General features: G+C 57.2%; 26 protein-coding genes. 24 read left to right on the forward strand and 2 right to left on the reverse strand.

Going from position 1 to position 23,538, the window contains the following annotated elements; genetic code table 11:
- Nucleotides 1-100 precede the first annotated feature (100 nt).
- The 18 genes from ACTJJI_RS10955 to ACTJJI_RS11040 all read left to right on the forward strand — a co-directional run bounded on the left by ACTJJI_RS10955 (nucleotide 101) and on the right by ACTJJI_RS11040 (nucleotide 15,317).
- A complete protein-coding gene (locus ACTJJI_RS10955) occupies nucleotides 101-877 on the forward strand; it encodes a threonine/serine ThrE exporter family protein (protein WP_063412192.1) in 777 nt (258 codons plus the stop codon).
- The gene (locus ACTJJI_RS10960) at nucleotides 868-1,341 is read left to right on the forward strand and encodes a threonine/serine exporter (RefSeq protein WP_014830558.1); all 474 of its coding nucleotides are present in this window, start codon (nucleotides 868-870) and stop codon (nucleotides 1,339-1,341) included. The genes ACTJJI_RS10955 and ACTJJI_RS10960 overlap by 10 nt, the downstream gene beginning before the upstream one ends.
- Before the next feature lie 67 nt (nucleotides 1,342-1,408).
- Nucleotides 1,409-2,050: a TetR family transcriptional regulator gene (locus tag ACTJJI_RS10965; protein WP_014830557.1), complete on the forward strand. Its 642-nt coding sequence runs from the start codon at nucleotides 1,409-1,411 to the stop codon at nucleotides 2,048-2,050.
- A 41-nt stretch (nucleotides 2,051-2,091) separates the two neighbouring features.
- A complete protein-coding gene (locus ACTJJI_RS10970; RefSeq protein WP_013095464.1) occupies nucleotides 2,092-2,544 on the forward strand; it encodes a MarR family winged helix-turn-helix transcriptional regulator in 453 nt (150 codons plus the stop codon).
- Nucleotides 2,545-2,628: 84 nt separating this feature from the next.
- Nucleotides 2,629-3,057, forward strand: a complete 429-nt coding sequence (locus ACTJJI_RS10975; RefSeq protein WP_014830555.1) for an organic hydroperoxide resistance protein — start codon at nucleotides 2,629-2,631, stop codon at nucleotides 3,055-3,057.
- A 148-nt stretch (nucleotides 3,058-3,205) separates the two neighbouring features.
- The gene (dnaT, locus tag ACTJJI_RS10980; RefSeq protein WP_046889374.1) at nucleotides 3,206-3,751 is read left to right on the forward strand and encodes a primosomal protein DnaT; all 546 of its coding nucleotides are present in this window, start codon (nucleotides 3,206-3,208) and stop codon (nucleotides 3,749-3,751) included.
- Nucleotides 3,748-4,485, forward strand: a complete 738-nt coding sequence (gene dnaC / locus ACTJJI_RS10985) for a DNA replication protein DnaC (protein ID WP_014830553.1) — start codon at nucleotides 3,748-3,750, stop codon at nucleotides 4,483-4,485. The genes dnaT and dnaC overlap by 4 nt, the downstream gene beginning before the upstream one ends.
- 84 nt (nucleotides 4,486-4,569) lie before the next feature.
- Nucleotides 4,570-5,052 carry a DUF2501 domain-containing protein gene (locus ACTJJI_RS10990; protein WP_013095460.1) on the forward strand — a complete coding sequence of 161 codons (483 nt, stop codon included), beginning with the start codon at nucleotides 4,570-4,572 and terminating at the stop codon, nucleotides 5,050-5,052.
- Between the two features lie 270 nt (nucleotides 5,053-5,322).
- Complete coding sequence (opgB, locus tag ACTJJI_RS10995) at nucleotides 5,323-7,614, forward strand: phosphatidylglycerol--membrane-oligosaccharide glycerophosphotransferase (protein WP_440654021.1); 2,292 nt, start codon at nucleotides 5,323-5,325, stop codon at nucleotides 7,612-7,614.
- A gap of 180 nt (nucleotides 7,615-7,794) precedes the next feature.
- Nucleotides 7,795-8,433 carry an EAL domain-containing protein gene (locus ACTJJI_RS11000; protein ID WP_248042445.1) on the forward strand — a complete coding sequence of 213 codons (639 nt, stop codon included), beginning with the start codon at nucleotides 7,795-7,797 and terminating at the stop codon, nucleotides 8,431-8,433.
- On the forward strand, nucleotides 8,430-8,969 hold the full coding sequence (locus tag ACTJJI_RS11005; protein ID WP_014830550.1) for a helix-turn-helix transcriptional regulator: 540 nt from the start codon (nucleotides 8,430-8,432) through the stop codon (nucleotides 8,967-8,969). The genes ACTJJI_RS11000 and ACTJJI_RS11005 overlap by 4 nt, the downstream gene beginning before the upstream one ends.
- A gap of 32 nt (nucleotides 8,970-9,001) precedes the next feature.
- Nucleotides 9,002-9,499 (forward strand): Csu type fimbrial protein, encoded by a 498-nt coding sequence (locus ACTJJI_RS11010; protein WP_014830549.1) that lies wholly within the window; start codon nucleotides 9,002-9,004, stop codon nucleotides 9,497-9,499.
- Nucleotides 9,500-9,501: 2 nt separating this feature from the next.
- Entirely contained in the window at nucleotides 9,502-10,278 is a 777-nt protein-coding gene (locus tag ACTJJI_RS11015) for a fimbrial biogenesis chaperone (protein WP_440654024.1), read from the forward strand.
- Nucleotides 10,259-12,490, forward strand: coding sequence for a fimbria/pilus outer membrane usher protein (locus ACTJJI_RS11020; RefSeq protein WP_440654026.1), 2,232 nt, complete (start codon nucleotides 10,259-10,261; stop codon nucleotides 12,488-12,490). The genes ACTJJI_RS11015 and ACTJJI_RS11020 overlap by 20 nt, the downstream gene beginning before the upstream one ends.
- Complete coding sequence (locus ACTJJI_RS11025; protein WP_046889379.1) at nucleotides 12,481-13,437, forward strand: Csu type fimbrial protein; 957 nt, start codon at nucleotides 12,481-12,483, stop codon at nucleotides 13,435-13,437. The genes ACTJJI_RS11020 and ACTJJI_RS11025 overlap by 10 nt, the downstream gene beginning before the upstream one ends.
- A 128-nt stretch (nucleotides 13,438-13,565) precedes the next feature.
- Nucleotides 13,566-14,306 carry a winged helix-turn-helix domain-containing protein gene (locus ACTJJI_RS11030; protein WP_047360268.1) on the forward strand — a complete coding sequence of 247 codons (741 nt, stop codon included), beginning with the start codon at nucleotides 13,566-13,568 and terminating at the stop codon, nucleotides 14,304-14,306.
- A 1-nt stretch (nucleotide 14,307) separates the two neighbouring features.
- On the forward strand, nucleotides 14,308-14,781 hold the full coding sequence (locus ACTJJI_RS11035) for a hypothetical protein (RefSeq protein ID WP_014830544.1): 474 nt from the start codon (nucleotides 14,308-14,310) through the stop codon (nucleotides 14,779-14,781).
- Between the two features lie 29 nt (nucleotides 14,782-14,810).
- Nucleotides 14,811-15,317, forward strand: a complete 507-nt coding sequence (locus tag ACTJJI_RS11040; RefSeq protein WP_262788218.1) for a GNAT family N-acetyltransferase — start codon at nucleotides 14,811-14,813, stop codon at nucleotides 15,315-15,317.
- Between the two features lie 82 nt (nucleotides 15,318-15,399).
- On the opposite strand, the gene tsr is transcribed toward ACTJJI_RS11040, so the two are convergent.
- Nucleotides 15,400-17,064 (reverse strand): methyl-accepting chemotaxis protein, encoded by a 1,665-nt coding sequence (gene tsr / locus ACTJJI_RS11045; protein WP_063412185.1) that lies wholly within the window; start codon nucleotides 17,062-17,064, stop codon nucleotides 15,400-15,402.
- Nucleotides 17,065-17,147: 83 nt separating this feature from the next.
- A complete protein-coding gene (hpaR, locus tag ACTJJI_RS11050; protein ID WP_014830541.1) occupies nucleotides 17,148-17,588 on the reverse strand; it encodes a homoprotocatechuate degradation operon regulator HpaR in 441 nt (146 codons plus the stop codon).
- A 268-nt stretch (nucleotides 17,589-17,856) separates the two neighbouring features.
- Between hpaR and hpaG the strand changes: the two genes are divergently transcribed.
- The 6 genes from hpaG (at nucleotide 17,857) to hpaI (ending at nucleotide 23,536) form a co-directional block, all read left to right on the forward strand.
- Nucleotides 17,857-19,152: a 4-hydroxyphenylacetate degradation bifunctional isomerase/decarboxylase gene (gene hpaG, locus ACTJJI_RS11055; RefSeq protein ID WP_440654030.1), complete on the forward strand. Its 1,296-nt coding sequence runs from the start codon at nucleotides 17,857-17,859 to the stop codon at nucleotides 19,150-19,152.
- Nucleotides 19,149-20,615, forward strand: a complete 1,467-nt coding sequence (gene hpaE / locus ACTJJI_RS11060) for a 5-carboxymethyl-2-hydroxymuconate semialdehyde dehydrogenase (RefSeq protein ID WP_047360265.1) — start codon at nucleotides 19,149-19,151, stop codon at nucleotides 20,613-20,615. Before hpaG ends, hpaE begins: the two co-directional genes overlap by 4 nt.
- Nucleotides 20,616-20,617: 2 nt before the next feature.
- On the forward strand, nucleotides 20,618-21,469 hold the full coding sequence (gene hpaD, locus ACTJJI_RS11065) for a 3,4-dihydroxyphenylacetate 2,3-dioxygenase (RefSeq protein WP_014830538.1): 852 nt from the start codon (nucleotides 20,618-20,620) through the stop codon (nucleotides 21,467-21,469).
- Nucleotides 21,470-21,478: 9 nt separating this feature from the next.
- Nucleotides 21,479-21,859, forward strand: a complete 381-nt coding sequence (locus ACTJJI_RS11070) for a 5-carboxymethyl-2-hydroxymuconate Delta-isomerase (RefSeq protein ID WP_063426302.1) — start codon at nucleotides 21,479-21,481, stop codon at nucleotides 21,857-21,859.
- 66 nt (nucleotides 21,860-21,925) lie between these two features.
- Nucleotides 21,926-22,729: a 2-oxo-hept-4-ene-1,7-dioate hydratase gene (hpaH, locus tag ACTJJI_RS11075; protein ID WP_014830536.1), complete on the forward strand. Its 804-nt coding sequence runs from the start codon at nucleotides 21,926-21,928 to the stop codon at nucleotides 22,727-22,729.
- Between the two features lie 9 nt (nucleotides 22,730-22,738).
- Nucleotides 22,739-23,536: a 4-hydroxy-2-oxoheptanedioate aldolase gene (gene hpaI / locus ACTJJI_RS11080; protein ID WP_428183925.1), complete on the forward strand. Its 798-nt coding sequence runs from the start codon at nucleotides 22,739-22,741 to the stop codon at nucleotides 23,534-23,536.
- Nucleotides 23,537-23,538 lie beyond the last annotated feature (2 nt).

A 23,538-nucleotide genomic window follows, 5' to 3' on the forward strand; every position in this document is an offset into this window, starting at 1 on the left:
AATCTTGATCTGACCCAGAGCAAGGGATACCGCACTTTGTGCTAAAAGTAAGCATTGAGGGCCATCAGGCAAGCGATTCATCAACTCTTCGGGACACTACATGCAGGCAGAAATATCAATGCAGCGTGCCATCACGCGGCTATGTATTCAGTGCGGGCTTTTCCTGCTCCAGCACGGGGCAGAGAGTGCCCTGGTCGAGGAGCTTTCGACGCGTCTGGGGCTGGCATTGGGGATGGATAGCGTCGAAAGCGCGATTTCGTCAAACGCCATCGTGCTGACCACCATCAAAGACGGTCAGTGCCTCACCTCTACCCGTAAAAACCACGACCGCGGCATTAACATGCACGTTGTGACCGAAGTACAGCATATCGTCATTCTGGCTGAACATAAGCTTCTCGACCTCAAAGAGATAGAAAAACGATTTAAGCAAATCAAGCCATTACGTTATCCGCGCTGGTTGGTGGTGTTAATGGTGGGACTGTCGTGCGCCTGTTTTTGTAAGCTCAATAAAGGGGGCTGGGACGGCGCTTTCGTGACCTTTTGCGCCAGCAGCATTGCCATGTATGTTCGCCAGGTGCTGACGCACCGGCAACTGCACCCACAAATTAACTTCTGCATCACCGCTTTTGTCGCCACGACGGTTTCCGGGTTGCTGCTGCGCCTGCCGCAGTTTGCCAACACGCCCACCATCGCCATGGCCGCCAGCGTGCTCCTTCTGGTGCCGGGCTTCCCGTTAATTAACGCTGTTGCCGACATGTTTAAAGGGCATATCAATACCGGCCTGGCACGCTGGGCGATTGCCAGCCTGCTCACGCTGGCGACCTGCATCGGCGTGGTAATGGCGATGACACTGTGGGGGTTACGCGGATGGGCGTGATAACGTTTCTGCTGGCACTGGCGCAGGACATGTTTCTGGCCGCCATTCCGGCCGTGGGCTTTGCAATGGTGTTCAACGTCCCGCAGCGCGCCCTGCCGTGGTGCGCGCTCCTGGGCGCAATCGGCCATGGCTCGCGAATGATCATGATGACCGCCGGTTTTAATATCGAGTGGTCGACCTTTATGGCCTCCATGCTGGTCGGCAGCATTGGTATTCAGTGGTCGCGCTGGTATCTGGCCCATCCCAAGGTGTTTACCGTCGCGGCCGTTATCCCAATGTTCCCGGGCATTTCCGCTTACACGGCCATGATCTCAGCGGTAAAAATCAGCCACTTTGGCTATACCGAGCCACAAATGATCCTGCTCCTGAGCAACTTTCTTAAGGCCTCTTCTATCGTTGGCGCGCTCTCGATTGGGTTGTCGATCCCAGGACTGTGGCTTTACCGCAAACGCCCGCGCGTTTGATGTTTGTGTTATTTCGCTGCCATGGGGATAATCTCTCTATTCCGTTTAGTGACGATAAGGAAAGGATGTGGCAAACCCTGGCAGCGAACTCCCGGAGCAGCATGAAGAATCCAGCCTGAAGGAGAAAATTTTCCAGAGCGCTATCGCGCTTTTTGCCGAATATGGGTTGAACGGTGCCCGCATGGAGCAAATCGCAGAGAAAGCAGGCACCACTAAACGGATGGTGGTTTACCACTTTAAGAACAAAGAAAATCTTTATCTTCTCGTACTGGAGTATGTTTACACCCAGATACGAAACAGTGAAAAAGCGCTCAGCCTGGCCGCCATGCCGCCGGTAGAAGCGCTGGTTCATCTGGTTGAAGCCACCTTTGACTACCACGCAGACCATCCGGATTACATTCGTATTATCTGCATGGAAAACATGCAGCGTGGTCGCTTCATGCAGCAATCCAGCTACCTGCGCCAGGTCAACCGCAGCGCGCTCGACCTGATCGAAGATATCCTGCATCGTGGAAAGGAAAAGCAGCTGTTCAACCAGACGGTTGAAGCCCGCGATCTCCACCGCCTGATCAGCAGCTTCAGCTTCCACTACGTCGCCAACAGCTACACCTTTACGTTGCTGTTTGAAGAGGGGGCGGACGAAATGGCTCAGCGCCAGCACTACCGTAAAATGGCCGTTCAGGTGGCACTTCGTTATACGTGCCCATAAAATTGCTTGCAATTATATCGCGCACTATCTATATTCATTCCATGAACGCAAAAACGAACGACACCACCAACGCGCTTCTGCTGGATAACCAGCTCTGTTTTGCCCTCTATTCGGCAAACCTGGCGCTTAACAAGCTGTACCGGCAACTGCTGGCACCGCTGAACCTGACCTACCCGCAATACCTGGTAATGCTGGTACTGTGGGAGCAGGATGACATTACGGTGTCGGACATTGGCGAGCGGCTGTTCCTTGACTCTGCCACCCTGACGCCGCTGCTGAAGCGTCTGGAAAGCGCCGGGCTGATCAACCGTCAGCGTTCGCGTAAAGATGAACGTCAGGTCGCCGTTACGCTGAGCGACGCAGGGCGTGAGCTGCAGCAGCAGGCATCCGGGATCCCCCACGCGGTGGGATGCGCAGCACAATGTGATACTGACACGATGCTGGCACTTAAGCAGCAGCTTGAACTTTTGCGACATCAGTTACATCACGCGTAAGGCTATACTTTACGCGTATTTATTTACCCACATATATCGTACGCTATTTAATAGCACACATAAACGTAAGATGAGGAACCTGCCATGTCTTTAGAAAAAGTTGTCTACACTGCCAAAGCAAAAGCAACCGGGGGCCGTGACGGCCGTGCAACCTCTTCCGATGGCGTCCTGGACGTCAAACTGGGTGTGCCAAAAGAGATGGGCGGCATGGGGGGGGAAGTGACCAACCCTGAACAGCTGTTTGCTGCCGGCTACTCCGCCTGCTTCCTGGGCGCAATGAAGTTTGTGGCTGCGCGCGACAAATTTACGCTGCCAAAAGAGGCCTATATCGAAGGTGAAGTCGGCATTGGCCCACTGCCAACCGGTTTTGGTATCGAAGCTAAACTGAACATCCACGTTGAAGGTATGGATCCTGCAGAAGCCAAAAAACTGGTCGATGCGGCGCACATTGTTTGTCCGTACTCTAACGCGACCCGCGGTAACATCGACGTGACCCTGAATATCATCGCGTGATAAATGCCTGATGGCGCTGCGCTTATCTGGCCTACGACTGTAGCCCCGGTAAGCGCAGCGCCACCGGGGAAATCCCCTCCATCCCCTCATCCTCTCTGTGCTACCATAAGCCCATATCACGCCCGTAGTAATCAGTTGAGAAAGCGTTATGTCCTCCAGAATTCTGACCACCAGCATTGCTGGTATTGATGCCTTTATGCGCGATCCCCGTGGTGTGTTGACGCACGCCGAAGGCGGCACGCTTGCGGTGTTGGCCGACAACGCCCCGGCGTTTTACGCCCTCACACCAGAGCGTCTGGCACAGCTTCTGGAGATTGAAGCGCGGTTGTCGCGCCCGGCGAGCGATGTCACACTGGATAACCAGTTCTTTGAAGATCCAGGTAACGCCCCCGTGACGGTTCCGATGGGAAAATTTGCCCTGTACGCGGGCTGGCACCCGGATGTGGATTTCCAGCGGCAGGCGGCGCTGTGGGGCATTGCGCTGACGCAACCGGCAACCCCTGAAGAGCTTGCCGCCTTTATTGCCTGGTGGCAGGCAGAAGGCAAAGTCTTTACCCACATTCAGTGGCAGCAAAAGCTTGCCCGCCATCTGCAGATTAACCGCGCCAGCAATAACGGCCAGCCCAAACGCGATATCAACGCTTTTTCAGAACCGGATAAACAGATCCCTAATGGATTCCGAGGTGCGAAATGAAAAACGTCGGCGACCTGATGAAACGACTGCAAAAGATGATGCCAGCCAATGTGAAGCCCGCGTTCACTACGGGTGAAGAACTTCTGGCGTGGCAAAAAGAACAGGGTGAGATCCGCGCCGCCGCCCTCGCCCGCGAAAACCGGGCGATGAAAATGCAGCGTACCTTTAACCGCTCCGGTATTCGTCCCCTGCATCAGAACTGCTCGTTCGATAACTATAAAATTGAGACCAACGGGCAGATGAACGCCCTTGCCGCCGCGCGTCAGTATGTGGATGAATTCGACGGCAACATCGCCAGCTTTATCTTCAGCGGTAAGCCCGGCACCGGCAAAAATCACCTGGCCGCCGCCATCTGTAACGAACTGCTTCTGCGCGGGAAATCGGTATTAATTATTACCGTGGCCGATATCATGTCTGCCATGAAAGACACCTTCAGCAACCGCGAAACCAGCGAAGAGCAGCTGCTTAACGATCTGAGCAACGTTGACTTGCTGGTTATCGATGAAATTGGCGTTCAGACCGAATCCCGCTACGAAAAAGTGATCATTAATCAGATTGTCGATCGCCGCTCTTCTTCCAAACGTCCCACCGGCATGCTAACCAACCACAATATCGACGAGATGACCCGCTTACTGGGCGAACGCGTGATGGATCGCATGAAGCTGGGCAACAGCTTGTACGTCATCTTTGACTGGGACAGTTACCGCAGCCGCGTCACCGGTAAAGAGTATTAAGACAGTTCCAGGAATTGCCGGTGGCCCGGAGGTATATACTGGAGCCACTTTCGGCCCAAACGGACCTTTTTTGAGAAAGCCATTATGAAAAAACAGATTCTTTTCAGCACACTTTTAGGCGCCCTGCTGGTCACCGGCATGGCGCACGCCGCATCCTGGCAGGAGTCCCTCTCCAGCGCCGCCAGCGAACTCACCAAAGAGAGCGGCAGCACGCAGGGCGGGCTGTCAGCCTCTTCCCTCACCAGCCTGCTGGGCAACAGCTCCCAGAGCCTGAGCGCGGGCACCATGAACAACGCGGCGGGTATTCTGGAATACTGTGCGAAGCAAAAGCTGGCGTCCGTCACCGATGCGCAAAATGTGAAAAACCAGGTGCTGGGTAAGCTGGGTCTGGATACCCAGGAGCAGAAAGCCGACACCAACTACATGGACGGCATTCAGGGTCTGCTGAACGCGCAAAATGGCCAGCAGCTGAATCTGAGCACCCTGGGCAACTCATCTCTGGCGAAACAGGTGAAAACCAAAGCCTGCGATCTGGTGCTGAAACAAGGCGTTAATTTCATCTCCTGATCGGCCCCATTTCCTGCCACAACACGCCGCGTTTAATACGTTAGTCTTGCAACGCGGCGTGAAACCGGCATTTTCCCCTTCTGCCCTCGTCTCAGCATCCGTACAACAGGATGCGACCGCCTTCAAAAAAACGATTTTCTAAACCAATTCCTAACAACGGCACACTTTCGTGACACTAAAATTGCAGCTTAGCGACATCGCCATTACATTGTATTACCCAAAAAATAATCAATTAGCCAGCGAAGCACCTGGCGTCATGAGGATATGCTGTTGTCAGAGTTAATGTCCCTTGCCCTTTTTCTTGCCTCCATCGGCGTTTACGCCTGGAAAGCAGGCCGTAACACGTGGTGGTTTGTCGCCACGCTGGTGGTGCTCGGCATTTTTATTGTTTTAAACATTACGCTCTACGCCAGCGACTACTTTACCGGCGACGGTATCAACGATGCAGTGCTCTACACGCTGACCAATAGCCTGACGGGCGCGGGCGTGGGTAAATACATTCTCCCCGGTCTGGGGCTGGTGATGGCTTTGGTGGTGATTTTTGGTACGCTCGCCTGGGTCCTGCGCCGCCGCCGTCATCTTCCGCACCACCATGGCTACAGCCTGCTGGCGCTTTTCCTTGCGCTGGCCTCCGTGGATGCCAGCCCGGCGTTTCACCAGATCACCGAGCTGGTGAAATCCCAGTCGCGCGACGGCGATCCGGATTTCGTGGCGTACTATAAAGAGCCATCGAAAACGATCGCTAACCCGAAGCTTAATCTGGTGTATATCTACGGCGAGAGCCTGGAGAGAACCTATTTCGATAACGATGCCTTCCCGAACCTGACGCCGGATCTGGGCGCCCTGAAAAACGAAGGTCTCGACTTCAGCCACACCATGCAACTCCCCGGCACCGATTACACCATCGCCGGGATGGTCGCCTCCCAGTGCGGCATCCCTCTGTTTGCCCCCTTTGAAGGCAACGCCTCGGCCTCTATGTCGAGCTTTTTCCCGCAAAATATCTGCCTGGGCGACATCCTGAAAAACTCCGGTTATGAGAACTATTTTGTGCAGGGAGCCAACCTGCGCTTTGCCGGAAAAGATGTGTTCCTCAAATCCCACGGCTTTGACCATCTGTACGGTTCAGAAGAGTTAAAAGAGACGGTCGCCGACCCCACCTACCGCAACGACTGGGGCTTCTACGACGATACCGTGCTGGATGAGACCTGGAAAAAATTCGAAGAACTTTCCCGCGCCGGGAAACGCTTCTCCCTCTTTGCCCTGACGGTGGATACCCACCATCCTGACGGTTTCGTCTCACGCACCTGCAAGCGCAAACGTTACGACATTGACGGCAAAAGCAATAAATCCTTCAGCGCCGTCACCTGTAGTCAGGAGCATATCGCCGCATTGGTTCACAAAATCAAAGCCTCGCCGTATTTCAAAAACACGGTGATCGTCGTCTCTTCTGACCATCTGGCGATGAAAAACAGCGCGTGGGATCAGCTAAACAAACAGGATCGCAGCAATCTGTTCTTCGTTCTGCGCGGCGACAAACCGCAGCAGGAGGTGATCGCCACCAAACGCAACTCCATGGATAACGGCGCCACCGTGCTGGATATCCTCGGCGGAGACAATTTTATTGGCCTGGGCCGCAGCACGCTGTCAGGACAATCGCTGTCCGAAGTGTTCCTCAACATGAAGGAAAAAATCCTCGCCTGGAAGCCGGATATCATCCGCCTGTGGAATTTCCCGAAAGAGATGAAAGACTTCACCATCGATCAGGATAAAAAAACGATCGCCTTCTCTGGCAGCAACTTCCGCCTGCCGTTGCTACTGCGCGTGTCGGATAACCGCGTTGAGCCGCTGCCCGAAAGCGAATACTCGGCACCGTTGCGCTTCCAGCTGGCTGATTTTGCCCCGCGCGATAACTTTGTCTGGGTCGACACCTGTTACAAAATGGGCCAGCTCTGGTCACAGCCGCTGGCGCTGTCTACCGACTGGTGCGTCTCTCAGGGGCAGCTTGGCGGGGAGCAAACCGTGCAGCACGTGGACAAAGCGGTGTGGAAGGGAAAAACCGCGTTCAGGGATACGGTTATCGATACCGCCCGCTATCAGCACAACGTCGACATGCTGAAAATCGTCGACAACGATATTCGCTATAAAGCCGACAGCTTTATCTTTAACGTTGCCGGTGCGCCGGAAGAGGTTAAACAGTTCAGCGGTATCTCTCGTCCGGAATCCTGGGGTCGCTGGTCCAACGCACAGCTGGGCAATGAGGTAAAAATTGAGTATGCCCATCCGCTGCCGGCGCAGTTCGACCTGGTGATTACAGCCAGAGCGTACGGACCCAACGCGAATAAGCCCGTGCCGGTGCGCGTGGGCGGAGAGGAGCAGACGCTGACGCTTGGTAACGACGTAAGCACTCACACGCTGCATTTCACCAATCCATCGCGCAGCAATACTTTAGTGATTGTGCCACCAGACCCGCAGTCCACTAATGAAGGGAATATTCTCGGCCACTCCCCGCGCCAGCTCGGGATTGGTATGGTCGAAATTAAAATTGTCAGCAAGCAAGGCTAACGCATGCCCCGCCCGGCATCCTGCCGGGCGGTTGTGTAAATAAAAAATCCTATATAAAGCTTATAGATTAGATAAAAACGCTTTATATTGGCAATTTTTATTTATAAATATCCCGCAAAAACCACCTTTAATAAAATATACCACTCCTGAAATCACTACGGAGCGGTATACACTTTTATCATGCTAACCGGCTATAAGTTCGAGTCCATCCGGGCACTGCGCAGTGAAAATGTGATTGCCTGGGAGGTACTGTCCACGGCAAAGCCCCACGTCAATCTTGAAGACTACTTTAGCTCAATGCCTTCTACACAGCGTAAAGAACACTTCTTTGCGCAGCTTCGCCATATCATGTCTTGCGAAGAAGGCGACAAGTATTACCTCAACGCGACATCGGATTTACTGCTGGAACCGGACTTCCTCGACAGGCTGAAAGAAGAAACCGCCTGCCCGGAGAGGCTGGCTATCGAAGTTACCGATCTCCATACGATGGTACAACTCGACGATATGCAAAGCCGCTCCCTGCGAACAGGTATCGCAATGCTCCATCTGTGGGGCGTTGAAGTGTGGGCGGACGACGTCTGCGAAGACATTCTTCCCGAGCTGCTTGCCAGCCAGATCCGCTTCTGCGGCGTCAAAATTGACAAACATACCTTCTGGAGCGGACGTACCGAGCAGACTAAGTTCCTGCACCTCACCCGCCAGTACAAGCGTGTCGCCAGTAAGGTACTCATAGAAGGCATCGAAACCGCGGGCGATTTCGCGCTGGCCCGCGCCAGCGTGGCCGACTACGGCCAGGGTTATCTGTGGGGCATGAAATGACGCCTTTCATCCCGAATGCCGGCTATCAGGTCATCGTTCTGAGCAGCAACGCGTTTTTGTGGCTCGGCCTCCATTCGATAGTATCGACGGCCGTGTCCCCCCGTCCTGAAGCGTACTGGATCAATAACGTTACTCCAGAAGGGCTTCAGCGTTTGCAGGAACTGTTCAGCACGCACGTCGGGCAGAGCTGGCTGTTATTTACGGATACGGCCAGGGTCAACGACATTAACACCCTGCCAGGCAATGAGCGGATCAGAGTGGTCCCGGGAAATGTGTCCCTTGCCCAACTAAGCCACTGCTTTAGCGACATGGCCTTCTCTTTAGAAAATACCGCCACGCTCACGTACCAGGAAATGCGGGTTTGCATGTTGATTCAAAAAGGGTTCAGCCCGGTGCGTATCGCACAAATCCTTAATAAGTCACCGAAAACGATCTACACCCACAAGCGTAACGCGATGAAAAAATTTTGCTGTCAGAACCTGGCGGAATTCTATCGAAAACTCTGCCTGCTGGACGCTCTGGCCACTTCTTTGTAATTGCACTGTTATTCACGTCAGGAAATAAGATCATGAAAATTATCTCCACTGCTGTATGTTGCTCCGCTCTCCTGCTTCCTGCCGCTGCGATCGCCGCAGACAGTACCGCAAGCGCGACGATGCACGTTTCACTTGAGGTAGTAAAATCCTGCACCCTCAAAGCCAACGACCTCAATTTTTCACGCCACGGGTCGGATGAATCAAACGAAATTCAGGCCAAAACGCAGGTCGATATTGTCTGTACCAACGGTACGCCGTTCACGCTCTCCGCCACCAGCAACGATAGCAGCGAAAACGGCACCTTCTGGCTGAAGCCGGAAAACGGTGAAACGGGCGCACAGAAGATAGCGTGGAAACTCTTTGCCGATGAGAGCAAACAGACGCAAATCACCAGCACCGATGGGCTGACCGATACCGGCAACGGCATGGCGCAGGAAGAGACGCTGTATGGCGTTATTGACGCAGGGGCGCTGACGACCGCGCAAGCGGGCGCCTACAGCGACGATGTCACCTTAAATCTGGTGTATTGATCATGCGACGCTGTCTTCCCTGCTTCATTCTGTGGTTCCTGATGCTGACGCTGCTGTCGCGCTACGCGCTGGCCGCCACGCTTCAGGTGGCCCCCGTGACGCTCGATCTCCAGAGCGGTCAAAGAGCATCCGCGGTCTACCTCACGAACAGCGGCAAAGCGGCCATCCATGCTCAGATACGGGTTTACGAATGGACCCAGCAAAACGGCAAAGATGTGTTAACGGCCACCGACAAGGTGGTCAGCAGCCCCGCGATGACCTCCCTGGCGCCGGGCCAGCAGCAGCTGGTGCGCATCATCATTATGGAGCCCGGCATCCGTGAACAGGAGCAAAGTTACCGCCTGGTCATTGATGAACTGCCGGATGCAACGTCCCGTGCGGCCAATCCCAACGCGGTGCACTTTCTGCTGCGCTACTCGATTCCCGTCTTTATTGCCGGAAACCAGAATATGCCCGTCAGCCGCGATGCCCTGAGCTGCGAACAGGCGGAGTCCCCGGGAACGATTCGCTGCTATAACGCCGGAAACAGCCATATTCGCCTGAGCCACCTGCAGGCCCTGACGGCCAGCGGGCAGGTTGTGGGATCGGTGAAAGGGCTGGCGGGCTATGTGCTGCCGGGACAGACCGCGCTTGTGACACTTAAGCAGGCTTCACACCACACGCTCAGCGCACTGCGCGCCTATCTCAATGATGAACACCATGCCAGCCAGCTCCCCCTGCGCCCGCTCGCTACTCGCGCTCCTGCTTTGGCTAACGCTCATGTTGACAGCCCAGGCTGAACCCGCCGCCGACACCGTACAATGGCTGGCCATCACGGTGAATCACGCTCCTCGAGGGGAGCTGTGGGCCTGCCGGGTAGTGGGTGAAGCGCTGTGGATTGACCGCGGCGACCTCAAAAAGCTGGGGCTTCGCGCACCGGATGACCACAGCGAGTGGGTTGAACTGACGTCCCTGCCGGGCCTGAAGGTCAGTCTTGATTTACATGCTCAGCAGGTCTCCCTTACCGCCGACGCAAAGGCGCTCGACGGCCAGCAGCGCCTGACTATCGAGAGGCCGACCGCGCAGTATCGCTATCCCGAGGCGCAGCCCATCAGCGCGGTTACGCTCGGGTATGCCCTTTATGCCAGCGATTCCCAGGGGAACCGCCAGCTTAACGCGCAGACCTCGCTGACCGCATCCGGGGCGCTTCCCGGCACCTTCAGCAGCAGCTTTTCAAGCCATGCGGGGGAGGAAAACAGCGCGGGCCGACCCAGCCACACGCGTCTTGAAACCCGCTGGCAGTGGGACAACGCAGACTCGCTAACCAGCCTGGCGCTGGGTGACAGCATCACCACGGGCACCCGCTGGAGCCGGCAGGTACGTTTTGGCGGTCTGCACTGGGCGCGGAATTTTGAGCTTGATCCGCAGCTCAACACCGAACCGCGCAGCCGCTACAGCGACACTGCCGTCCTGCCTTCAACGGTCGATCTTTACATCGACGGGCTTAAGCAGAGTAGCCAGCGCGTGACGCCGGGGGATTTTCTGCTGGATACCCTGCCCTCCTTCACCGGAAGCGGACAGGCGCAGGTGGTCATTACCGATATCAACGGTCAGCGTCGCACCGTACAGCTCGATCTCTACGGTGCGCCTGGGATGCTGGCGGAAGGGCTCAGCAGCGGCTCGCTGGATATCGGCTGGATGCGGCAGAACTACGCCCTGCGCTCCAACGACTATGCCCCCACTCCTGTGCTCGACGCGGGCTGGCGCTATGGGGTAAGTAACCAGCTGACGCTGGCGCTGCACACCGAACAGCAGAGCAAACTGCGCAATGTCGGGACAGGCGTCGACTGGCTGATCTCACCCGACATAGGGATTGTCAGCCAGCATGTTGCCCTGAGCGACAGCCCCTACGGTCTGGGAAAACAGTGGGGCCTTGGCTGGCAATGGAACGGCAGCGGGACGGGCTTATCTGCCAGCACCGTCCGTACTGATGCCGATTTTGCCGATAACGCCCGCACGATCGGTGCCCTGCCGGTCAGACGCAGCGATAGCGTCTGGCTAAGCCACTCCGTGCCCCATTTCGGTACCGTAGGCGCAGGCTGGGTACAGCAAAACATTCAGGGCAACAAACAGCGCTACCTCAACGCCTCCTGGTCCGTCTCGCTGCCTGCCCACCTATCCACCACGCTGAGCTATACCCGTTCGTTTACGGATGCGTCGAGTAACGTTCAGCTTATGCTCTCGGTCCCGTTAGGCCGTGCGGATACCCTCTCCGTTCAGACCAGCCGCGAGACGTCGCGCATGGATTATCGCCACCAGCCGGACGATCGGCTCGGCGGCTGGTCATGGCAGCTGGGACAAAGCGTTGGTGAGCGCCGGGATACCTATGCGGACGTGGGCTATCTGGGTCATGCCGGTGAGTGGCATGTCGGGCTGGAGCAAGGCGCGAAGCTGGGCAACCAGTACGCCTCAGCCGAAGGCAGCCTGACGCTGCTGGATGGCAGCCCTCATGCCCTGCGCTACAGCCAACAGAGCCTGGCGCTGGTCTCCACCCACGGCGTTGGACACGTGCCGGTCATGCTGGAAAACCGCCCGGCAGGCGAAACCGATGAAAACGGTTATCTGCTGCTGACCGACCTGCCGCAATACCACAGCAGCAAAGTCAGTATCAATCCGCTGGATCTCCCTGCCGATGTGATGGCCCCCGTCACCGACATAAATGCCAGACCGGGCAACGGCAGCGCGGTAAAGGTCGATTTTAACGTCCATCACGCCGTGACGGTTCAGGCCCGGCTGGTCGACAGCCGCCATAAGCCGCTCCCGCTGGGCAGCATCGTTTCAACGCCACGCGGCGCGACCATCGTCGGACGTGACGGTTTCATCTGGCTTGAAGATCCGCCCCTGCCGGGTGAACTGGTGGTGAAAACCGGCGAGAGGGAGTGTCGGGTCACACTTCCGGCCCCGCGCGCCGCGTCATCAATACAGAATATTGGAGAACAACTGTGTCATTAAAAGCACCGTTATTGCTGCTGCTCGTGCTGTCCATGAAAGCGATGGCGGCAGCATGCTGGATAACCTCACCCGCCGCCATTAACTTTGGCAGCGTCGTGGCGGGCAATGCCGCCTCGACCAACACCGAGGTGAAATTTAGCTGTCAGGCCGACAATAACGGCACGCTGGAATATATCAACGTCTGCCTGAGCAGCATGGATGCTCCGCCCTTTCAGATGCTCTCGACCGGGGACCAGGAGGGGAAACAGTACTCCCTGCTCTTCCGCCTGTTTAACGGCGTCGCGCGTTCTCAGGAGCTGGGCCCCGCCAGCGGCGGGGATCTCATTCAGCAGACCCTGACTGCACAAAGCAATACCAGCATCAGCGGTAGCTTTCCGCTTATCGCCACCCTCCTGCCGGGACAAAACCAACTGCCGGCGTACCACTATTACAACTACAACATGAATCTGCGCATCGCCTGGCACAGCGCCACCCGTCAGGATGCGCTGCAAAATTGCTCGGACGGTTCCGCGGAGGGCGAGCAGGTGCAGGGCGGCACCAACGCGCAGGCCGAAATCAGCCAGGGGTGCTACATAGAACGCGTCACCCCGCTTAACTTCGGCACGCTGAGCAGCACCGCCACGCTGCGCCCGACGCGTTCCACGGCAACACTCACCACGCGCTGCCCGGCCGGCACGGCGTTTACCCTTGCTATGGGCAACGGCAACCATGCCAGCGGCAATCAGCGGCAGCTTTGCAACGACGAAGGCCAGTGCCTGCGCTATGGGCTCTGGCAGGATGCCGCGGCCACGCAACGCTGGGGCGATTGGCGCAGCGGGGATGCGCTGGTCGTCGCCCATCCCACAGGCGGCACCCAGAGCTTCACCGTTTATGGAGAAGTCCCGGCCCAGCCTCTGAGCGGTACGGGGGAATTTATTGACGACGTGATAATTACGCTGACTTATTAAACGACTCAAAAAACCGTCTGGATCAATGTTATCGGTAACAATGACGCTAAAATAGCCAGCAGCTCTGCTTAGAAGATGTAAACACCTTCTCTTTTTTTTCATTATCTCTGTCTGTTTTACAACAAATTATGAAATACCTGCTTGCTGACGCCATCGTCTATAACGACGAGGACGGTTCTGTTTCTCTTATCAATGCGCCGGATGAGGATGCGCAGATCCTTACCTGCACGGCCAATACCATCCTGAAGTTGCTGGTCCAGCATCATGGGAACGTGGTTGAACGGGACACCTTTCTCCATGAGGTCTGGGATCGACGTGGGCTCCAGGGATCGAACAACTCGTTAAACCAGTACATCAGTATTTTGCGCAAAATGCTGGCAAGCCTGCTTCCCGACGCGCTGTTTATCGTCACGGTCCCTAAGACGGGTTTTATGCTCAGCGCCGACGTCACGGTAACGGCCCAGGAGGAAGCGCCCCCGGCCGCCAAAACGGCGAAACCGGCATGGCGCGTTCGGCCGGAATGGCTGTTCTGCGGCGCGCTTACCCTGGCGATCGTGACGCTGTGCCTCTGGATAACGGCGATCAAGCCAGCAAACCCGCAGAGGGAGATCCATCTGCTGACCCATATCGGCACCTGTCCGGTCTACACCTTTACGCCACTGGCGGATGTGTTTCACGAGAAGGCGATTGCCCTGGCGCAAACCCTGCAGCAGGACGGCCATCTGCCGTGTCTGAAAAATTCCATTTTCTATATGCACATCCAGAGAACGCTTTTTTACGGCCACGAAGGGAGGCTGGTGCTTTCCCAGTGTTCCCTCACGCAGGATAAAGCGAGCACCTGCCGTACGCTTTACTATTACGAGTGGTGATATGCGACATATCAAAATTTGGCTCATTCTGATCTTTAACCTGATGCTAACCGGCGCCGCGCTGGCGTGGTATTTCTACACGCCTCCGCTGTCGGTGGCCTGCGACGGTAACCTGACCTTCTCCGACAGACGCGACAATCACGATTTCACGTTTGATGGGGAGATCATCATGCGGTTCCATCCCGACAAAACCGGGTACATCACCCTAAACGGCAACGTCGAGAACGCCCCGCAAAATTGGGAAGTGTCCCGGCAGGAGATGTTTAAATGGCGGCACGTGGAGGGGGAACTCTATGAAATCATCATTCAAAAAGTGGAGCGTTTTAGCCACGACGCGATGCCGCCCGGCGTGTTTGAAAAATACGTGGCCGGCCTGACGCTGGGGAAAAAAAGGCTCCTGACGATAGAGCGCACGCCGCATGATGCGCTGGTAATTAGCAACTTTTACTCGCCGGTGCTGGTCTGCTCGGAATAATGTCGGGAGGTCAGGCTATACTTCCCGCCATGAACATTTACATTCGCCCCACCACCTGCGACGACATCGCCACTCTGCCCGCCCTTGAACGCGCGGCGGGCCAGCGTTTTCGGGATTACCCGGAACTCGCCTGGCTTGCAGAGGGCGATGTCATTTCCGCTGAGCAGCATCTCGACTACGCCGGTCGTGGCTTGAGCTGGCTGGCGCTGGCCAACGACCAGCCGGTCGGTTTTATCCTCGCAGAGACGCACGCTTCGTCGCTGTTTATTGTAGAGCTCTCGGTTCATCTGGACTGGCAGGGAAAAGGGATCGGTCGGCGGCTCATCGCCTGTGTGGCTGACCATGCCCGCAAAGGGGGGCTGACATCGCTGACGTTGACGACATTCCGGGACGTGCCGTGGAATGCGCCCTTCTATGCGCGGCTGGGGTTTGAATACGTCACAGACCTCACGCATGAGCTGCGTCAGAAAAGGGAAGAAGAGGCAACGCACGGTTTAGCGTATAAATCGCGCTGCGCCATGCGCCTGCCTCTGTAGTATCACCGGGTCTACAAAAACCATGCACCGTCATTCCGTAAGCCGGGTAAGGCGAAGCCGCCACCCGGCACCACACACGGCGTCAGAAGGTTTCCCAGTTATCACCGGCATCGGCAGTCGCGGTTTTACGCGTCATCACCGGCGCGGACATGGTTTTTGCGGAAGCGAACTCACGTGCTTTCATCTGCTCCTGCTGAATGCGGAATACCGCGACGGCCTGCGTCAGACGGCTCGCCTGCTCTTCCAGCGCCGCAGCGGCAGCAGCAGACTCTTCCACCAGCGAGGCGTTCTGCTGGGTCACGCGATCCATCTCCGCCACCGCCAGGCCGACCTGATCGATACCGCGGCTCTGCTCGTCAGACGCAGAGGCGATTTCACCCATGATGTCGGTCACGCGGGTCACCGCATTAACGATTTCACCCATCGTTTCACCGGCGCTTTCCACCAGCGTTGAGCCCACTTCCACGCGACCCACCGAGTCTTCAATCAGGCTCTTGATCTCACGGGCCGCCTGGGCGCTGCGCTGGGCCAGGTTACGCACTTCGCCTGCCACGACGGCAAATCCGCGCCCCTGCTCACCGGCACGTGCCGCTTCAACCGCGGCGTTCAGTGCCAGAATATTGGTCTGGAAGGCAATGCCGTCAATCACGCTGATAATATCGGCAATTTTCTGCGAACTGCCGGCGATATCACGCATGGTTTGCACCACGTTATCCACCACTTTACCGCCTTTCTGCGCGGTTTCAGACGCGCTCAGCGCCAGGTTGCTCGCCTGACGGGCATTCTCGGCGTTCTGCTTCACGGTCGCCGTCAGCTGCTCCATGCTGGCTGCAGTCTCTTCCAGGGAAGCGGCCTGCTGTTCGGTACGGGAAGACAGGTCGTTATTGCCCATCGCGATTTCGCTCGCGCCGCTGTAGATGGCGTTTGCGCCGTTACGCACGTCACCGACGGTACGCACCAGCTCGCCCTGCATATGACGCAGCGAGTCGGCCAGCTCCCCCATCTCGTTAGCGCCTTCCACTTCAATGCGCTTCACCAGATCGCCGCTGGCGATATGGCGGATATTGTCGATCAGACGGGTCAGCGGAGAGATTAACGCCTGCTTGATACCCAGCCACACGGCCACGATAACCACCAGCACCACAATCAGCACGCTAATCAGCACCCAGATCGCCTGGCTGTAAGAGCTGTTACTGTTTTCTACCGCCATCTGATACAGCTTGTCGTTCTGCAGCAGGTAGTTCACGTACTGCTTCTCAAAACCATCCTGATAGCTCTGGGTCGGTTGATCAAAGAAAGCGTTGATTTTGCCAGCGCCCAGCAGCTGAATCAGCTCCGCCAGCGCACCGTGATAAATGTCGTAGTTACGCTTAATTTCCATCGCTTCAGCGTCACTCTGACGTGGATCGCGCGGCAGGGTCTCGTAGGCAGCCCAGTTTTTTTCCGCCTGTTTCAGAGACACAGAGGCAATTTGCATCAGATCGTTCACGGTCGCGCCGCTGCCGATATTGTTCTGATCCATCATGTAGCGGATGCCCGCACGGTTCAGGGTGTTACGGGTTTGCAGCAATGCCACCCAGCTGGCGTTCAGCGTGGATTGTTGCTGGCGAATGGTTTGCAGGACGGTGAAATTCTCTTTGTCATGCTTCAGGGCATTGAAGAAAAGGCCACCGGAGGTCAGTTGTAAAAGGCCAAATATCGCTAAAACCAGCATTAAGCTGGTGACAATCTTGATACGGTTTAACATGTTTTCTCTTCCTTCAGACAGATACAGAATTTTCGGCCTGGAAAGGGAAAACTTTACGAAAATCATCCTTTAATTTGTGGTTTTTACTCTTCGTCACGCGCTGCGATATGGCGATTTCCCAGCTCAATAAACTCCTCAAGCAGCGCCGTGAGCTGTTTCATCTTCTCCGGCGTGTACTCTGCCTCAATTTGCTGATACGCCTCTTCCACCTGCGCCTGGGCATGCGCATACAGCGCGTTGCCCTCTTTGGTCAGCGACACGTACAGCTTGCGCTGGTCATTGACCGGCTTCAGGCGCAACACCAGACCGTCGCGCTCCATGCGCGTCAGAATGCCCGTCAGGCTCGGGCGCAATATGCAGGTCCGAAACGCCAGATCGTGGAAATCCATCGAGGGATGTTCAGCCAGCACACGCACAATGCGCCATTGCTGCTCGGTCAGGTTATGCCGCTTCACAATCGGGCGGAAGTAGGACATCGCCGCTTCCCGCGCCTGCAACAGGGCGATAGTTAATGAATCATGCATAGCCACTCCCGCTCATTGTTAACAAATAAACAATTGAAAATTGATGTTTTTATCAACAGCCATTTTAGCTTCGAAAAGTCTAACAGAAACAACACCATTTTTTAACCCGATGATAAATATATCATTTCAAAATAAATTGTAAATTTATTGTTATTCATATCACAAATTCTTCACTTCTGATTGCGAAATAAACAGCAAAAGCATAAAACCAGATCATTAACATATTAACGAAATCAAAAACCGGCTTTCCGGTCTGAGGAGTATGTCAATGAAAGGTACTGTTTTTGCCGTGGCGCTGAACCACCAAAGCCAGCGCGATGCCTGGGCGGAGGCGTTTGAAAAAGCCCCCTACAACACCCCACCGAAAACTGCGGTGTGGTTTATCAAGCCGCACAACACGGTGATCCGTGCAGGTGAACCGATCCCGTTCCCGCAGGGCGAAACAGTGCTGAGTGGCGCAACGGTCGCGCTGGTGGTGGGCAAAACGGCCAGCAAAGTCCGTGTGGAAGAGGCAGCGGCCTACATCGCCGGGTACGCGCTGGCCAACGAGGTAAGCCTGCCGGAAGAGAGCTTTTATCGCCCGGCAATCAAAGCCAAATGCCGGGACGGGTTTTGTCCGCTGGGGGAGCTGGTCTCCGTGGACAACGTGGACAACGTGGACAACGTGGACAACCTGACCATCATCACTGAAATTAACGGTCGCGAAGCGGACCACTGGAACACCGCCGGGCTGCAGCGCAGCGCCGCCGAACTGCTGAGTGCCCTGAGCGAGTTCGCTACCCTGAATCCGGGGGATGCGATATTGCTCGGTACGCCGCAAAGCCGCGTCGAGATCCGCCCGGGCGATCGGGTACGCATCCTGGCGAAAGGGTTCCCGGCACTGGAAAACCCGGTGGTGGATGAGCGCGACGTGGCCATCGCACACGGTGCACATCCTCACCCCACGCTGTTCGCCCTCGGCCTGAACTACGCCGATCACGCCAGCGAGCTGGCATTCACGCCTCCGACCGAGCCGCTGGTGTTTATCAAAGCACCTAACACCTTTAATGGCGACAACCAGACCTCGGTGCGCCCGAACAACGTTGAGTACATGCACTACGAAGCTGAGCTGGTGGTGGTCATCGGCAAAACCGCGCATAAGGTCAGTGAAGCCGAGGCGATGGATTTTGTTGCGGGCTACACGGTCTGCAACGACTACGCCATTCGTGACTATCTCGAAAACTACTACCGCCCGAATCTGCGGGTCAAAAGCCGCGACGGGTTAACCCCCATCAGCCCCAACATCGTGCCGAAAGCGGCCATTCCTGATCCGCACAACTTAACCCTGCGCACCTTCGTCAACGGTGAATTACGTCAGGAAGGGACCACGGCGGATCTGATCTTCAGCATCCCGTACCTGATTGCATACCTGAGCGATTTCATGACCCTGCAGCCGGGCGACATGATCGCCACCGGCACGCCGAAAGGGTTATCCGACGTGGTGCCGGGGGATGAAGTGGTGGTGGAAGTGGAAGGCGTGGGTCGCCTGGTAAACCGGATTGTGAGTGAGGAGACGGCAAAATGAAAAAGATTAACCACTGGATCAACGGCAAGAATGTGGCGGGAAGCGACTACTTCCACACCACCAACCCGGCTTCCGGCGAGGTGCTGGCAGAAGTCGCCTCCGGCGGGGAAGCGGAAATCCATCAGGCCGTGGCGGCAGCAAAAGAGGCATTTCCAAAGTGGGCCAACCTGCCGATGAAAGAGCGTGCGCGCCTGATGCGTCGCCTGGGCGATCTGATTGACCAGAACGTGCCGGACATTGCCGCCATGGAGACCGCCGACACCGGCCTGCCCATCCACCAGACCAAAAACGTGCTTATCCCGCGCGCCTCGCACAACTTCGAATTCTTCGCCGAAGTGTGCCAGCAGATGAACGGCAAAACCTACCCGGTTGACGACAAGATGCTGAACTACACCCTTGTGCAGCCAGTGGGCGTCTGCGCGCTGGTATCGCCATGGAACGTGCCGTTTATGACCGCCACCTGGAAGGTCGCACCGTGCCTGGCGCTGGGGAATACCGCCGTGCTGAAGATGTCTGAACTCTCCCCACTGACCGCCGACCGTCTGGGCGAGCTGGCGCTGGAGGCGGGTATTCCGGCGGGCGTGCTGAACGTGGTGCAGGGCTACGGCGCCACGGCGGGCGACGCGCTGGTGCGCCATCACGACGTGCGGGCCGTCTCCTTCACCGGCGGCACCGCCACCGGGCGCAATATCATGAAAAACGCCGGGCTGAAGAAATACTCCATGGAGCTGGGCGGCAAATCCCCGGTGCTGATTTTTGACGATGCCGACATTGAGCGCGCGCTGGACGCCGCCCTGTTCACCATCTTCTCCATCAACGGCGAGCGCTGCACCGCGGGCTCGCGCATTTTCATCCAGCAGAGTATCTACCCGGAATTCGTCAAACGCTTCGCCGAGCGCGCCAACCGTCTGCGCGTGGGCGACCCGACCGATCCGAACACCCAGATTGGCGCGCTGATTAGCCAACAGCACTGGGAGAAAGTCTCCGGCTATATCCGCCTGGGCATTGAGGAGGGCGCAACCCTGCTGGCAGGCGGCCCGGACAAACCGACCGATCTGCCCGCCCACCTGAAAGGCGGTAACTTCCTGCGCCCGACCGTGCTGGCGGATGTCGACAACCGCATGCGCGTGGCGCAGGAGGAGATCTTCGGCCCGGTAGCCTGCCTGCTGCCGTTTAAGGACGAAGCGGAGGGCCTGCGTCTGGCCAACGACGTGGAGTACGGCCTGGCGTCGTACATCTGGACCCAGGACGTCAGCAAAGTGCTGCGTCTGGCGCGCAATATCGAAGCGGGCATGGTGTTCGTGAATACCCAGAACGTGCGCGACCTGCGCCAGCCGTTTGGCGGCGTGAAGGCCTCCGGTACCGGGCGCGAAGGCGGCGAGTACAGCTTCGAGGTGTTTGCGGAGATGAAGAACGTCTGCATCTCGATGGGCGACCACCCGATTCCAAAATGGGGGATCTGATCATGGGTAAACTGGCGTTAGCGGCAAAAATCACCCACGTGCCGTCGATGTATCTCTCTGAGCTGCCGGGCAAAAACCACGGCTGCCGTCAGGGTGCCATCGACGGACATAAAGAGATTAGCAAGCGCTGCCGTGAGCTGGGCGTCGATACCATCATCGTTTTCGACACCCACTGGCTGGTGAACAGCGCGTATCACATCAACTGTGCGGACCATTTTTCTGGCGTCTACACCAGCAACGAGCTGCCGCACTTTATCCGCGACATGACCTACGACTACGACGGCAACCCGGAACTCGGGCAACTGATCGCCGACGAAGCGGTGAAGCTCGGCGTGCGCGCCAAAGCGCACAACATCCCGAGCCTGAAGCTGGAGTACGGCACGCTGGTGCCGATGCGCTATATGAACGCGGATAAGCACTTCAAAGTGGTCTCCATCTCGGCGTTCTGCACGGTTCATGACTTCGCCGATAGCCGCCGGCTGGGCGAGGCCATCGTCAGCGCCATCGAAAAGTATGACGGCACCGTGGCGGTGCTGGCCAGCGGCTCGCTGTCGCACCGCTTTATCGACGACCAGCGCGCGGAAGAAGGGATGAACAGCTACACCCGCGAATTCGACCGCCAGATGGACGAGCGGGTGGTGAAGTTGTGGCGCGAAGGCCAGTTCAAAGAATTCTGCAGCATGCTGCCGGAGTACGCCGACTACTGCTACGGCGAGGGCAACATGCACGACACGGTGATGCTGCTGGGGATGCTCGGCTGGGACAAATACGACGGCAAGGTGGAGTTTCTCACCGAGCTGTTCGCCAGCTCCGGTACCGGCCAGGTGAACGCCGTTTTCCCGCTACCCGCATAAGGAGCCACCATGCCGCATTTTATTGCTGAATGTACCGACAACATCCGCGAGCAGGCCGACCTGCCGGGGCTGTTCGCCAAAGTGAACGAGGCGCTGGCCGCCACGGGCATTTTCCCCCCCGGCGGCATCCGCAGCCGCGCCCACTGGCTGGATACCTGGCAGATGGCGGACGGCAAGCAGGATTACGCCTTTGTGCATATGACGCTGAAGATTGGCGCCGGACGCAGCCTGGAGAGCCGCGAGGCCGTGGGGGAGATGCTGTTTGCGCTGATCAAAACGCATTTTGCCGACCTCATGGCCGCCCGCTATCTGGCGCTGTCGTTTGAGCTCGACGAGCTGCACCCGACGCTCAATTACAAACAAAACAACGTACACGCGTTGTTTACGTAGTACCGGCACGGTCTGTCCCCTCTCCCTTTGGGAGAGGGAGATAAAAACATAAAACAGGATATCGCCATGCTCGACAAACACACCCATACCCTGATCGCTCATCGTCTGCATCAGGCGGAGCAGTCCCGGGAGCAGATCCGCGCGATCTCGCTGGAGTACCCGGCGATCACGATTGAAGACGCCTACGCCGTACAGCGCGAATGGGTGAATCTGAAAATCGCCGAAGGCCGCGTGCTGAAAGGCCACAAGATCGGCCTCACCTCAAAAGCGATGCAGGCCAGCTCGCAGATCAGCGAGCCGGACTACGGTGCGCTGCTGGACGATATGTTCTTCCATGACGGCAGCGACATCCCCGTCGATCGCTTTATCGTCCCGCGCATTGAAGTGGAGCTGGCGTTCGTGCTGGCAAAACCGCTGCGCGGCCCGAACTGCACGATCTTTGACGTCTACAACGCCACGGATTACGTGATCCCCGCGCTGGAGTTGATCGACGCCCGCTGCCATAACATCGACCCGGAGACCCAGCGCCCGCGCAAGGTGTTCGACACCATCTCCGATAACGCCGCCAACGCGGGCGTGATCCTCGGTGGCCGTCCGATTAAGCCCGACGCGCTGGATCTGCGCTGGATCTCTGCCCTGCTCTACCGCAACGGCGTGATTGAAGAGACAGGTGTGGCCGCTGGCGTGCTCAACCACCCGGCGAACGGCGTGGCGTGGCTGGCCAACAAGCTGGCGCCCTACGACGTTCAGCTTGAGCCGGGCCAGATCATTCTCGGCGGTTCGTTTACCCGCCCGGTCGCGGCCAGTAAAGGCGATACCTTCCACGTGGACTACGGCAGCATGGGCTCCATCAGCTGCCGCTTTGTCTAGGAGAGAACCATGCAAAACGCATTCAAAACGGCGCTGAAAGCCGGGAAGCCGCAGATTGGTTTATGGCTGGGGCTGACCAGCAGCTACAGCGCTGAACTGCTGGCGGGGGCAGGCTTTGACTGGCTGCTGATCGACGCCGAACACGCGCCGAACACCGTGCAGACTGTCTTAACCCAGCTGCAAGCCATCGCCCCGTATGCCAGCCAGCCGGTCGTCCGCCCGTCGTGGAACGATCCGGTGCAGATCAAACAGCTGCTGGACGTGGGCGCGCAAACCCTGCTGGTGCCGATGGTACAAAACGCCGATGAAGCCCGTCAGGCGGTACGTTCCACGCGCTATCCGCCTGCCGGGATCCGCGGCGTGGGCAGCGCCCTGGCGCGGGCATCGCGCTGGAACCGCATCCCGGATTATCTACACCAGGCCAACGACGCCATGTGCGTGCTGGTGCAAATCGAAACCCGGGAGGCGCTGAAAAACCTGCCGCAGATCCTGGATGTGGACGGCGTCGACGGGGTGTTTATCGGCCCGGCGGATCTGAGCGCCGACATGGGCTTTGCCGGTAATCCGCAGCACCCGGACGTGCAGGCGGCCATTGAACAGGCGATCGCGCAGATCCTGAGCGCAGGCAAAGCACCCGGCATCCTGATGGCCAACGAGCCGCTGGCAAAACGCTATCTCGAACTCGGGGCGCTGTTTGTCGCCGTCGGCGTCGACACCACCCTGCTTGCCCGTAGCGCCGAAGCGCTGGCGGCACGTTTTATCGATCACCCGGTTACGTCAGTTAATAACAATAAATCCGTCTACTAACG

Origin of the sequence: Enterobacter sp. 22466, from assembly GCF_052044775.1 — a bacterium.
Lineage (GTDB): Bacteria > Pseudomonadota > Gammaproteobacteria > Enterobacterales > Enterobacteriaceae > Enterobacter > Enterobacter dissolvens.